At 63.5% G+C, this 13,393-nt stretch carries 10 protein-coding genes and 2 pseudogenes; 8 read left to right on the top strand and 4 right to left on the bottom strand.

Translation table 11 applies throughout. The features are described from left to right. The 3 genes and pseudogenes from ACWELQ_RS19470 to ACWELQ_RS19460 all read right to left on the bottom strand — a co-directional run. Window positions 1–459: pseudogene (locus ACWELQ_RS19470) on the bottom strand (galactonate dehydratase); the annotation flags it as partial. 41 nt (window positions 460–500) lie between these two features. After that, window positions 501–1,163 carry a FadR/GntR family transcriptional regulator gene (locus ACWELQ_RS19465; protein ID WP_452398452.1) on the bottom strand — a complete coding sequence of 221 codons (663 nt, stop codon included), beginning with the start codon at window positions 1,161–1,163 and terminating at the stop codon, window positions 501–503. After that, a complete protein-coding gene (locus tag ACWELQ_RS19460; RefSeq protein WP_452398451.1) occupies window positions 1,160–1,870 on the bottom strand; it encodes an SDR family NAD(P)-dependent oxidoreductase in 711 nt (236 codons plus the stop codon). Before ACWELQ_RS19460 ends, ACWELQ_RS19465 begins: the two co-directional genes overlap by 4 nt. Window positions 1,871–2,085: 215 nt before the next feature. Between ACWELQ_RS19460 and ACWELQ_RS19455 the strand changes: the two genes are divergently transcribed. The 5 genes from ACWELQ_RS19455 to ACWELQ_RS19435 all read left to right on the top strand — a co-directional run bounded on the left by ACWELQ_RS19455 (window position 2,086) and on the right by ACWELQ_RS19435 (window position 8,137). Then, window positions 2,086–3,366: an ABC transporter substrate-binding protein gene (locus tag ACWELQ_RS19455; protein WP_452398450.1), complete on the top strand. Its 1,281-nt coding sequence runs from the start codon at window positions 2,086–2,088 to the stop codon at window positions 3,364–3,366. After that, entirely contained in the window at window positions 3,366–4,322 is a 957-nt protein-coding gene (locus ACWELQ_RS19450) for a carbohydrate ABC transporter permease (protein ID WP_452398449.1), read from the top strand. The genes ACWELQ_RS19455 and ACWELQ_RS19450 overlap by 1 nt, the downstream gene beginning before the upstream one ends. Window positions 4,323–4,337: 15 nt before the next feature. Further along, on the top strand, window positions 4,338–5,168 hold the full coding sequence (locus tag ACWELQ_RS19445) for a carbohydrate ABC transporter permease (protein WP_452398448.1): 831 nt from the start codon (window positions 4,338–4,340) through the stop codon (window positions 5,166–5,168). A 29-nt stretch (window positions 5,169–5,197) separates the two neighbouring features. Further along, complete coding sequence (locus ACWELQ_RS19440) at window positions 5,198–6,283, top strand: ABC transporter ATP-binding protein (RefSeq protein WP_452398447.1); 1,086 nt, start codon at window positions 5,198–5,200, stop codon at window positions 6,281–6,283. A gap of 297 nt (window positions 6,284–6,580) precedes the next feature. Next, window positions 6,581–8,137, top strand: coding sequence for a hypothetical protein (locus ACWELQ_RS19435; RefSeq protein ID WP_452398446.1), 1,557 nt, complete (start codon window positions 6,581–6,583; stop codon window positions 8,135–8,137). 232 nt (window positions 8,138–8,369) lie between these two features. On the opposite strand, the gene ACWELQ_RS19430 is transcribed toward ACWELQ_RS19435, so the two are convergent. Beyond that, a complete protein-coding gene (locus ACWELQ_RS19430; protein WP_452398445.1) occupies window positions 8,370–9,152 on the bottom strand; it encodes a MerR family transcriptional regulator in 783 nt (260 codons plus the stop codon). Between the two features lie 466 nt (window positions 9,153–9,618). On the opposite strand from ACWELQ_RS19430, the gene ACWELQ_RS19425 reads away from it, so the two are divergent. The 3 genes and pseudogenes from ACWELQ_RS19425 to ACWELQ_RS19415 form a co-directional block, all read left to right on the top strand. Beyond that, window positions 9,619–10,107 (top strand): hypothetical protein, encoded by a 489-nt coding sequence (locus ACWELQ_RS19425; protein ID WP_452398444.1) that lies wholly within the window; start codon window positions 9,619–9,621, stop codon window positions 10,105–10,107. Window positions 10,108–10,151: 44 nt separating this feature from the next. Continuing rightward, window positions 10,152–11,669 (top strand): hypothetical protein, encoded by a 1,518-nt coding sequence (locus ACWELQ_RS19420; RefSeq protein WP_452398443.1) that lies wholly within the window; start codon window positions 10,152–10,154, stop codon window positions 11,667–11,669. 229 nt (window positions 11,670–11,898) lie between these two features. Beyond that, a pseudogene (locus tag ACWELQ_RS19415) lies at window positions 11,899–13,299 on the top strand (hypothetical protein); the annotation flags it as partial. Window positions 13,300–13,393 lie beyond the last annotated feature (94 nt).

The following is a 13,393-nucleotide window of genomic DNA, read 5'->3' as shown; positions in this document are numbered from 1 at the left end:
GTCGACTCTGTCGACAATGTGCCTTACCTGGGCGGCGGACGGAATGTGTGGGGTGACTTCGAAGGGACAGAACTTGGCCGCGGTGAACCCCATCGCGGCCTTTTCGCGCCCGTCGGCCGCCAAGGTCTCGGGTGTCTGGCCTTGCAACCAGGTGTAGATGCGGACCTTGTCGCGGACCGGGCCGCCGAGCAGTTCGTAAACGGGCACGCCGAGTGCCTTGCCTTTGATATCCCAGAGGGCGTGGTCGATCCCGGCGACCGCGCTGGACATCACGGGACCGCCGCGATAGAAGCCGCCTTTGGTGAGGATCTGCCAGTGCTCTTCGATGCGGCCGGCGTCGCGGCCGATGAGGTATTCCATGAAGGTGTCGACGGCTGCGCGCACGGCTTCGGCGCGTCCCTCGACAATGGGCTCGCCCCATCCGCTGATTCCCTCGTCGGTATCGATCCGCAGGAACATCCAGCGGGGTTCGACGAGGAAGGTCTCGTATCCAATGACTTTCACAAATTCTCCTGATCATGTATTGCGATGACGAGCAACTGGCGTGACGCGCGCTCGGCCAGGTCGGGGTCACCCGAGCGGATTGCGGCCAGCAATGGGGAATGGACTTCGATGGGATCGTCGTGGTGGCCGTGGAAGACCCGGGTCGCGCGGGCATGGACTACGGGCTCGACCAGGCGATACAGCACAAGCAGCAGGGGGTTGCCCGCTGCTTCGAAGATGAGGTGATGGAAACGGAGGTCGGCGTCGGCGACGGCCTCCGGTGTGCCATGGCCCATCTCGGCCAGGGCCTCCTGCATTCGCTCGAGGTGTTCCTCGGTTCGCCGGACAGCGGCGCGGCGGGCGGCGGCGGGTTCGAGGATTTCCCTGACTTCGGCGAGGCTTTCAAGCAGTTCACTGCCGGGCTCGCCGAGTAGCCATTCGAGTACGTCGGCGTCGACCAGGTTCCACTCGGGGCGCGGCCGGACGTATGTTCCGAGCTTCTGCCGCGCGCCGAGCAGGCCCTTGGCGGCCAGCACGCGGAACGCCTCCCGGACGACGGTGCGGCTGACGCCGAGTTCACTGGTGAGGGCGTCGGGGTTGATGATGTGGCCCGGCGCGTACGTGCCACTGACTATGCGGTGCCCCAGAACCTCGACGGTCTGGGCGTGCAGCCCTTTCATGGAATCCTCTTGACGGTCATGCCGCCGTCGACCGGCAGCGCGGCGCCCGTGATGAAGGAGGCTTCGTCGGAAGCGAGAAATGCGATGGCGTCAGCGACCTCTTCGGCGCGGCCGAGCCGACCTACCGCTGTCTGATCGGCGGCCCGGGCAAAGTCGGTCTCGTCGGCATCGTCCCATGAGGGCGTGTGAATCGGGCCCGGCAATACGGCATTGACTCGCAGTCGGCCCCCGTACTCAACAGCGAGTTGACGGGTGTAGGCCGTTAGTCCGCCCTTTGCCGCCGCGTATGCGGAGAACCCTTCCATGCCGAGAGTGGCGTGTACCGACGAGACGAACACGATCGAGCCGTTGCTCTTCAGTAGGGCTGGTCCCAGCGCGGCGAGCCCCAGATACGCGCTCTTGAGGGTGACGTCCTGAACCCGATCCCATACCGCTTCCGGAAGCTCATGCGCCACCCCTTTGGTCAGTGCGTATGCGTTGCCGACGAGCACATCGATGCCGCCGAACGTCTCCAGCGCCCGGTCACGGACGCTTTCCCACGCCCGTGACGACGCCACATCGGCTGTCACGACCTGCGTCCCGTCACCGAATTCCCGGGCCAGGACCTCGAGACCGTCGGCGTCGATGTCGACCAGGACGAGCCGGGCTCCTTCGGCAGCGAGCCGACGTGCGGTGGCCGCGCCGATACCTCGCGCGGCACCGGTCACGACCGCGACTCGACCTGCGAAACGGGGTGATGAGGGATGCATGCAGCACATGCAAGCAGACGCCGGACCCCTGGCGCAAGGAATAAATAATACTTCATTCTTATATGTCTCAATTTCATAACGAGTCTTGATGGCCTGCATCACACCTGGGCAGGATGACCGACACAAACGACCGGTTCAACGGTCGGACGCCCCCCGTTAGAATGCGATTCCTCATGCGCAATACCCCTGTCGCCGTCGCGGTGCTCGGTGCCGTCGCGACGCTCACCTTGGCCGCCTGCAGCGGCACCGACAGCGATGACCCGAACGCATTGACCTACTGGTCGATGTGGCGTCCGGAGGAACCGCAGGCCCAGGTCATCAAGGACGCGGCCGAAAAGTTCACCGCGGCTACCGGCATCAAGGTGAAGCTCGAGTTCAGCGGTCGCGAAATCCGTACCAAGATCGGCCCGGCCATCGCCGCAGGCCAGCCGCCGGACCTGTGGGATCAGGGCGCGGACATCCTGTACGCGGTCGGGGCGTTGACCGGCCAGTCCGCCGACCTGTCCAACGTCTATTCCGCTGAGATCCCCGGCGAAGGCAAGAAGGTCTCCGACGTTATTCCGGCCAAGTATCTGAAAGCCCTGCCAGCGGACCCCGACGGCGGCACGAAATGGACGGTCCCCTACGAGCTGATCGGTGTGAACCTGTTCTACGACGCTTCCGATCCCGGCCTCGCCGCACCGCCGGCCACCTGGGCGGACCTGCTGACCTATTGCGAGTCGTTGAAGGTCGCGGGCAAGGCGTGCGCTACCACCGAAGGTGATGATGGCTGGGCGAGTTCGCTCTGGCTCGATTATCTGGTGACCCGCGACAACGGCGCTGGCACCATGGGCCAACTCTGGACGGACAAGTCCGGTCAAGGCTGGAAGGCGCCCAACGTCGTGGCGTCGATCAGCAAGCTCGAGCAGCTGGCCAAGAGCGGCTACTTTCTGAAGGGGTACGACGCCACCAAAGCTCCTACGCAGCAGAACAATTGGGCGCAGGGCCAGGCATCGGTGTTCCTCAACGGGTCCTGGGTGCACAGTGAAACCGCCAGCGTCCGGTCGGCGAGCTTCAAGCCCACCGCATTCAACTTCCCGACCACGGTGGCCGGCAAGACCGACACCGACCTGATGCTGATCGGCTGGTCGGTGCCCAAGAAGTCGCGGCATCAGGACGCGGCAGCGAAGTTCATGGCGTTCTTCTTGCAGAAGAGTGTGCTGTCCGGGATCTCTACGACGGCCGACAACATCACCCCGCGCGACGACATCCCCGCCCCCGTCGAGCTTGCCTCCGTGCAGAAGGTCCTGCAGGACAACCCGACCCGATCCGTTCTCGACAACGCGCCCAACGACTACGGCGACAAAGTGCTCAATCCCGCGGTGCTCAGCCTGATCACCGGTCAGTCGACCGCACAGCAGTTCGTCGACACGATCGTCCCCGCACAGGTGGCCTACTGGAAAGGACAGCGCTGATGGCGGTCGGCATCACCGCCGTAGCTGTCCGGCGTGATGTCGGCGAACGACAGGCGAGCGGGCGTCCAGGACCATTGGAACGTCGGCAGCGGCGGCTGTTCTGGCCGTTCGTCCTGCCCGCCAGCCTGTTCTACCTGGTGCTGTTTCTGGCGCCGATCGCATACTCGGCCTACACCAGCTTCTACAAGTGGGACGGCATGGGTGCCATGCAGTGGCGCGGTTTCGACAACTATCGGATGCTGTGGGACGACCCCGCGTTCCGGACGGCTCTGACCAATACGCTGAAGATCCTGGTGGTGGGCGGCGCGGTCATCTTCATGATCAGTTTTGCGCTCACGCTGGTGTTACGGGAAATGAAGGCCCGCATGTTCGCGCGCTCGGTCCTGTTCTTCCCGTGTCTGATCAACGCGCTGGTGTACGGCGCCGCGGCCGGATTCCTTTTCAATCCCAACGGCCCGGTCAACACCGTTCTCGGCTGGGTCGGGGTGTCCGATCCACCCAAGTGGCTGGCAACCGGCAACACCTTCACCTTGATCGTGGCGGTACTGGTCTGGAGCGCGACCGGCTACTACACCACCATTCTCATGGCGGCCGTGGACGATATTCCCCCCTATCTGTACGAAGCGGCCGAACTCGATGGTGCCGGGGCGTTCCAGCGGTTCTGGCACGTCACACTGCCGCTCTCCTGGGAGGTCATCTCCGTGTGCGCGGTGCTGTGGACGGTGAGCTCCCTCAAGATCTTCGAGCTCGTCCTGATGTTCGGCGGCGCCGACCCCAACAATCCTCCGGTACAAACCTGGACGACATCCATCTATGTCTACAACGCCGGATTCCCGCCCAGCTCGGTGCCCAAGCTCGGGCTCGCGTCGGCGGCCGCGATCGTCAGCCTGCTCATGGTCGGCGTGTTCACCCTCATTCTGCGGCGCGCGATGCGCCGCGATCCCATTCAATACTGACGAAGGAGCGAACATATGCGCCGTCACCCGCTCCGCACCGTCGGTGTGTCCCTGGTATGGCTGGTGGTCGCGGCTAATCTCGCCTTGCTGGCGTGGATGCTGCTGACCTCACTGCGCAACACCAAGGACATCTTCGCGGACCCATTCGGGCTTCCCGATTCTCTCGACCTAGGCAACTTCACCAAGGCGCTGCGGACCGCCGGTTTCGGTCAGGCCGCGTTGAACAGTCTGTATACGGCCACTGCGTCCTCGGTTCTGGCGGTTGCGCTGGCCGCGCCGGCGGCCTACATGCTGAGCAGGCGCCGCACCCGCACTACCAGCGCTTTGACCATGACCTTCGTCATGGGGCTCGGTGTCCCGGGACAGGTGATCCTGATCCCGTTGTTCGTCAGTTTGTCGAAGGTGCACATGGCCAACAGCCTCAACGGGCTGGTCCTCGTCTACACCGGCCTGGCGCTGCCCTTCACCGTCTTCCTACTGACCGGATTCTTCAGCAGCTTCCCGCGATCCCTCGAGGAAGCGGCCGCTCTCGACGGAGCCGGTGGCCTGCGTACCTTCGTGTCGATCGTGCTGCCGGTTATGCGGGGTGGACTGATCACAGCGTTTCTGCTGCAGTTCCTTGCGGCCTGGGACGAGACGCTGTTCGCCCTCGTGCTCATGCACGGCCACGACAAGCAGACGCTGCCGGTTGCACTCATCAATTTCGTTGCCTCACAACGATTCAGCGGCCTCGACTGGGGCACGATGTTCGCCGGAATGTGCATCATCATCGCTCCGGTTATCGCGCTGTTCTCCTGGCTGGGTTCTCGCATCATCCAGGGCATGACCGTCGGAATCGGCAAGTAGCGCTGCAGCGCTCGAAGGGAAACATCACCATGGCCACCGTCAACTTCGACAGCGCCACCCGGCTCTACTCCGGCTCGGAGAAACCGGCCGTCGACGCCTTGAACCTGGAGATCGAGGACGGCGAATTCCTTGTACTGGTCGGACCTTCCGGATGCGGGAAATCCACTTCGCTGCGCATGCTCGCCGGCCTGGAAGAGGTGAGCGGCGGGCGGATCCTGATCGGCGCCAGGGATGTCACCCATGCCGAACCCAAGGAACGCGACATCGCCATGGTTTTCCAGAACTATGCGCTCTACCCGCATATGAGCGTCGCCGAGAACATGGGTTTCGCGCTCAAGCTGGCCAAGGTCGCCAAAGACGAACGCGACCAGCGGGTGCGCCAGGCGGCCAGGCTGTTGGACCTAGAGCAGTACCTGGACCGTAAACCCAAGGCGCTCTCCGGCGGTCAGCGTCAGCGTGTCGCCATGGGCCGCGCCATCGTGCGGCAGCCGCAGGTGTTTCTGATGGACGAGCCGTTGTCCAACCTCGATGCGAAGCTACGAGTGCAGACTCGCACCCAGATCGCTCAGTTGCAGCGCCGCCTGGGCACCACAACCGTATATGTCACTCACGACCAGGTCGAGGCCATGACCATGGGCGATCGAGTGGCCGTGCTCAGGGATGGCCTCCTGCAGCAGTGCGCGTCGCCCCGCGACCTCTATCGCAATCCGGCCAACCTGTTCGTGGCCGGGTTCATGGGCTCGCCCGCTATGAACCTGTTCACGCTCAACGTGCAGAGCGGCGGGACAGTCAGCCTCGGCGGCTGGCAGTTCCTTTTGCCCCGCTCGATCATCTCGGCCACGGACCACAAGATCGTGGTTGGTATCCGGCCCGAACACCTCGACACCGCCGCCGTGGGCAGGGGTATCACCATCGAAGTCGATGTGGTGGAAGAATTGGGCTCCGACGCCTACATCTACGGGCGCACCGTCGGCGACGGGGAAGCCATTGTGGCGCGGGCAGATTGGCGCAATCCGCCCACCAGGGGAGATCGGCTCACACTGGCCGCGACCGAGCAGCACATCTACTTCTTCGACGCCGAGGACGGTAGCCGGCTCCGCGTTCGTGGTAACTAGTCATCTTGTCGCTCAACGCCTGCGAAAAGGATCGCAGTCAACCCATTCCTGGCGGACTTCAAATCGACGATCGACCGGCCAATTCCGCTGGAACCTGCGGGGAGTGGCGATTGCCACCCCGGATTCCGCAACCGCACTTCGGCGTGTCTTCCAAGTCGACGGGTCTCCGGACACTCTTCTGATTGCTAACGGTGACAACGTGGTGCATCGCTGGCGCGGATCGATCGCCACCGCTCAAGACCTCAGTTTCGCCATTCAGGCATTGGTTGTTCCACCCGCACGATAGAAGGAAGTCGAATGTCGGTACCTCGAATCCGGAGATGGCGCAGCGTGGTTTCCACGCTGATGCTCAGCGCCGCAACAATTCTCATTCTCCCCACCACGCACGCCCAAGCCGCCGACACCGCATACCACCTGGATTGCTCGGCATCCAGCAACGGCAGCGGCACCCAGGAATCCCCGTGGAACACGCTCAGTTCCGTGAACGACTTCGCCGGCGGCTTCAAGCCCGGTGATCAGATCCTGCTCAAACGAGGCACCACTTGTTCGGGAACTCTGGCCCCCAAGGGTTCCGGCGCGGCCGGATCCCCGATCGTGCTCGATACCTACGGGACCGGCGCCAAGCCGATCGTCGAGGGCAAGGGAGCACCCGAAGCGGTGCGACTACACAACCAGCAGTACTGGGAGATCCGCAACCTGGAGATCACCAACACCGGCGACGAGGAAGACAACCGCCGCGGCGTCTACATCACGTTGGAAGACATCGGAACCGGCAGCTACTACCGCCTGACAAACCTGACCGTCCACGACGTCAACGGAGACGGGACGAAAGACCTCGGCGGCAGCTCCGGTATCCACTTCGACGTCCTCGGCAACGAGACCAAGACCAAGTTCGACGATGTCGTGCTCGACGGCAATGAGGTTTACAACGTCAACCGCTCCGGCATCAACATGTCCACCACATGGAAGTGCCGCGCATCGATCGGATGGGAGAACTGCCCGGAACGGGTCGAGAACTACTATCCCTGGACAGGCTTCGTCGTCCGTAACAACACGGTGCACGGCATCGGTGGTGACGGCATCGTCCTGCAGTACACCGACCACGGTCTGGCCGAATACAACGTCGCCTACGACACCGCCAACCGAGCCAACGGCGCGAACGCCGCGATCTGGGTGTGGAACGCCGACCACGTCACCTTCCAGTTCAACGAGGCATACCTCACCCGCAAGCTGTCCGACAACAACGATGGTCAGGCCTGGGACGCCGACTACGGTACCGACGGCACCATCTACCAGTACAACTACAGCCACGACAACGAAGGTGGCATGGCCATGTTCTGTGGCTGCGGCGAGGTCGAACACACCATCACCGCCAACGCGGTGTTCCGCTACAACGTTAGCCAGAACGACCAGGCCCAGATCCTGCGCGGCGCCGGTGCCATCAACGGCTTGTTCCATAACAACACCATCTACATCCCCGCCGGTTCGACTGCAAAAGTCCTCGAGGCCAACAGTGAGTCCGAGATAACCCTCGCCAACAACATCGTCGTCAACCAGGGATCCGGTGGCTTCGTGTATGAGGAGGGAGCCAAGATCACGTATTTCAACAATATTCTGTACGGCAACCACCCGAACGGTCCCAGTGGCCAGATCACCGCTGACCCTAAGCTGACCGACCCGGGCACCGGAGGGACCGGTCTCGACACCGTGAGCGGGTATCAGCTCGGCGACGGCTCACCCGCCCTCGGTGCCGGAAAGACCATTCCGGACAACGGCGGGCGCGACTACTTCGGCAATCCGGTACCGAACGGTTGTGCTCCCGACATCGGCGCGCATCAGCGCTCTACCTGCTGATCACGGACCACTGAACAGCTGAAAAACGCACCGTAGGCCGTCTTCCCGACTTCTCGGAGGGCGGCCTACGGTCGTACAGCGAGCCAACAACATGGACGTATCGGGCGCACTGGCGGAGAGATCGATCCGGCAACCGGCTGGCGTGCCCCGCCGGTCGGCTAGCTAGTCCTAGACCGAGTGCACCGCGACAGATCGGCAGTGATTCGCCGATCCAGCGCAGGTGGGCGTTTAGCTAGTTGTGGGCCTTCCCGTATACGGCCATGGCGTCGCGGGCGAATTCCGTTGTGCCGGCACCGTGGATGTCGTAGCTGGCCCGGAATCGGTCGTCGGAGACATACATCTCGCCGAGGTAGGCGAAGGCCTCTTCGAACGGTTTGCCTCCCCATGAGCGGCCCTGCCATCCTTTGCGCACCCAGTTCGCGTGGCGAGCGACGATGGCCTGGACCTCGGGGCTGTCGACGGCCAGACCCGCAGCGTGGGCGCGCCCGTAGTCGGCGGCGATGTCGAGGGCGGTCTGCTGGAAGTCCTGCTTCTGTGCGTCGGTCTTCGAGCGCCACCAGCGGTCGCTGGACTCATAGGCGTCCTTGCCCCAGCGCTGGATGACCTCGTCCTTGTACTTGGTGTGGTCGAAGCCATCGAAGGATTCGGCGGGCATGAGAGGTTGTCCTTTCTCGAGTTTGAGCACAGTCGTGGCGACCGAGGAGATCTGGCGGTCGATGCGTGCACGCTCCTGACGGAGCAGATCCAAATGGACCCGCAGAGCGTCGACGGTGGTCGCTGTGTCCACGCCGTCGGCGGCCAGTGCCTCCGCGACTGCCGGAAGGCCGAGCCCGAGTTCCCGTAGCAGCAGGATCCGCTGCAATCGGACCAGTGCGCCCGCGTCGTAGTACCGCATCCCGTTGGCTCCGGTCCGATGTGGAACCAGCAACCCCAGCTGGCCGTAATGGCGCAGCGTGCGGCTGGTGGTTCCGGCGGCCTTCGCCAAGTCCTGGATCGACCACTCCTGTGCGTTCACATCCACCAGCCTGCCGATTGACGTTGCGTCAATGTCAACCCGGAGCCCTGGGAATCGCAGGGGGATGCTGGCGTCGTGAGAAGCCGTCACGACGTGACGGCTACCGAGTAGTCCATCCATTCCGAGTTGTCCGTGGAATGGCCTTCATCAGGCGGCGATTCAATTCTGGAATCTCCTTGCGGAGTGCTGCCGCCGAGCTCCGTGGAGCTACGCACGGAGCTCGGCGTTTGTCGGGGCCGCCACATCTGCCCACATTGGTGGTCACGGCCCGCCGGGATTCGGATACGAGGCCTGACCGACAAATTATGACGGTGAATTGATAAGAACCGTCATACGAGTGATCTGGTCTGGGCGGCGTCGGTCAGCGTATTCATGGTTGATGCGGAATCCATTCCGGGTCGAGTCGCAGCGCCTGTCGTGTCGCCTGACGTCGGTGCTCTGTGGGGTGGCTGTGATCATCGCGATTGTGACCGCCGCGACCGTGTACGTCGCCTCCACTCATTCAGATGTGCCGGTCTCGGCCACCGCCGCCGAGCCGATCCGGCTGGTGGACGGTGGCAGTGTGGCGATCGGTTCGCCCGGGCCGATGTTGCTGGCCTTCCTGGATCCTGCGGCGCCCGGCGGCAGTCCCAGCCGTAGCCAGATCCCAGTGTTGCGTAGCATGGCAACGCAATACGGCCGATTGGGCCTGACCGTCCTGATCGTGGATCCCACGGGCAGGGCGAGTACCGACAGCCTGATCAACTTCGGCTACGACTGGAACCTGCGGGGAGTGGCGATTGCCACCCCGGATTCCGCAACCGCACTTCGGCGTGTCTTTCAAGTCGAGGGTTGTCCGGACACTCTTCTGATTGCCAACGGCGACAACGTGGTGCACCGCTGGCGCGGATCGATCGCCACCGCTCAAGACCTCAGTTTCGCCATTCAGGCATTGGTTGTTCCACCCGCACGATAGAAGGAAGTCGAATGTCGGTACCTCGAATCCGGAGATGGCGCAGCGTGGTTTGCACGCTGATGCTCAGCGCCGCAACAATTCTGGCCCTGCCCACCACCAACGCCGAAGCCGCCGACACCGGCTACCACGTGGATTGCTCCGCGGACGGCAACGGCAGCGGCACCCAGGAATCCCCGTGGAATTCACTCGATGCGGTGAACAACTTCTCCGGTGGCTTCAAACCCGGTGATCAGATCCTGCTCAAACGAGGCACCAGCTGTTCGGGAACGCTGAGCCCCAAGGGTTCCGGCGCTGCCGGGTCCCCGATCGTGCTCGATGCCTACGGCAGCGGCGCCAAGCCGCTCATTGAGGGCAAGGGAGCACCCGAAGCGCTACGCCTGCACAACCAGCAGTACTGGGAGATCCGCAATCTCGAGATCACCAACACCGGCCCCAGTGAGGCCAACCGGCGCGGCGTCTACATCAGGTTGCAAGACTTCGGAACCGGCAGCTACTACCGCCTGACAAACCTGACCGTCCACGACGTCAACGGAGACGGGACGAAAGACCTCGGCGGCAGCTCCGGTATCCAGTTCGATGTCCTGGGCACGAAAACCAAAACCAAGTTCGACGATGTCGTGCTCGACGGTAACGAGGTCTACAACGTCAACCGCTCCGGCATCAACATGTCCACCACGTGGAATTGCCGCGCCTCGGTCGGATGGGCGGGCTGCCCGGAACATGTCGAGACCTACTATCCCTGGACAGGCTTCGTCGTCCGTAACAACACGGTGCACGGCATCGGTGGTGACGGCATCGTCATGCAATACACCGACCACGGTCTGGCCGAATACAACGTCGCCTACGACACCGCCAACCGGGCCAACGACGCGAACGCCGCGATCTGGGTGTGGAACGCCGACCACGTCACCTTCCAGTTCAACGAGGCATACCTCACCCGCAAGCTGCCTGACAACAACGATGGTCAGGCCTGGGACGCCGACTACGGTACCGACGGCACTATCTACCAGTACAACTACAGTCACGACAATGAAGGTGGCATGGCCATGTTCTGTGGCTGCGGCGATGGCGACAGCGCCACGGCCAACGCGGTGTTCCGCTACAACGTCAGCCAAAACGACCAGGATTTGGTTGTGCGCGGCGCCGGCGCCACCAACGGCATGTTCCACAACAACACCATCTACATCCCCGCCGGTTCAACTGCAAAAGTCCTCGAGGCCAACAGCGATTCCCAGATTACCTTCGCCAACAACATCATCGTCAACGAAGGATCCGGCGGCTACGCGTATGAGGGAGCCGATATCACGTTTTCCAACAACGTTCTGTACGGCAACCACCCGAACGGTCCCAGCGGCCAGATCACCGCTGACCCTAAGCTGACCGACCCGGGCACCGGAGGCACCGGCCTCAACACCGTGAACGGGTATCAGCTCGGCGACGGCTCACCCGCCCTCGGTGCCGGAAAGACCATTCCGGACAACGGCGGGCGCGACTACTTCGGCAACCCGGTACCGAACGGTTGTGCTCCCGACATCGGCGCGCATCAGCGCTCTACCTGCTGACCACGGACCACTGAACAGCTGAAAAACGCACCGTAGGCCGTCTTCCCGACTTCTCGGAGGGCGGCCTACGGTCGTACAGCGAGCCAACAACATGGACGTATCGGGCGCACTGGCGGAGAGATCGATCCGGCAACCGGCTGGCGTGCCCCGCCGGTCGGCTAGAACCACCTTTCCAATCTTGCTGGCCAGGTCGTGACACAACTAGTGTCTGGACATCGTGTGTGCCAGCGTGGAGATCGGATCTCGAAGAACCCGTCGGATATGGGCAGCGGTCACCTTGCTCGGCGTTATCGCCGGATACGTGGCGGTATTGCTGGCGAATGCCCGGCACTACTACACCGACGACACCGAGGCGCAGTACGCGCCGATGTGGGTGCTACTCGGAACCGAGTTGCGGGAGGGACATTTTCCGGCGCTGGTGCCCTGGGAGTGGATGGCTGGAAATTACGCGCTGGAAGAGGCGGGGCTGTTGAATCCGCCGCAACTGCTGGTTTATCTGATCGCGCCGTCGGTGGACAATCTGGCGGTGTACGCCACCGTCGTGAAGCTGGTCTTCTCGATCATCGCCGGGCTCGGGGTGTACCGGATCTGCCTCGCCTACGGGGCGAAGCCGATGTGGGGAGCCGTTGCGGGTGTGGCGTTTACGCTCAGCGGCTGGTTTCTGTTCTTCGATCAGGCCAGCTGGTTCACCGCGTTGACCGGGACTGCGTGGCTGTTGCATGCGTGGGCGTCCGGGGTGCGGTATGTACGCGGAAAGGGCGGGCCGGTCCCGGTTTTCGTCTTTCTGTGGCTGGCGCTGACGATCCAGTACGTGTTTCCCGCGATCGAGGCCGGGCTGATGATACTGGCGGTAGCGGTAGGGGAGCTTCTCTACCAGCGGGCTTGGCAGGGACCGCGTCGACTGGTGTTGGTGTCGGCGTGCGCGGGGCTGGCGGCGCTGATCGCGAATCTGCCACTGCTGCTGTCGTCGCCGGTTACCTGGCGCGGTGGTTTAGGCATCCGCAACGACCGGTTCCTGACGGTGCCGTGGTCGGAGTCGCTGAACGCCGGGCTGCCCAGCACCGCACCGGCTTTCGACGGATTCTGGGGGTTCGTGCAGCCGGTGCCTGTGGTGTACATCGCCTGGTTCGTGATTCCTGCGTTGGCGTTCGTCGATTGGCCGGGGGTGTGGCGCAGGTCGCGGGAATACTGCGGGATCGTGCTCTTCACCGGTGGCATGCTGATGTGGGCGGCCGGGCCCGGAGCGGTCGGCCCGCTGCGGTGGCCGGGGCGCGTGCTGCCAATGGCCGCGGTGGGCACGCTGGTGCTGGTGTGCGTATTGCTGAGCCGCCATGCCGATTTCACGTCGATGCGCCGGCGCATCAGGGCGGCATTGCTGCTAATCGGGCTGCTGATCGTGCGGTCGATCGCGGCCGCGCCCGAATTGTGGATACGGCATCTGGTGGCGGCGGCAGTGGTCGCCGTCCTCGGCGCGGGCGTGGTGTGGGCGGCCCGAGTCAAAGGCGCGGCGTCGGCCTGTGCACTGTTGCTGCTGTCGATGTTCCCGATCGCATACGCCCAGGTCGCGGTCGCGACGCCGCTATCGCACGGCTTCCCAGCTGAGCGGTCGGCGATGGCGGCCGCATTCCCACTCGCTTGCAGCACACCGACTTTGAAATTGTCGAAGGTCGCGTAGTAGTCGACATTCGCGGTGTCGCGGATGAGGCGGTCGTAGGCGATGACCG

This window comes from Nocardia sp. NPDC004722 (assembly GCF_053601505.1).
Note: the sequence above shows the minus strand (reverse complement) of the source record. Positions and strands in the feature narration are given on the sequence as shown.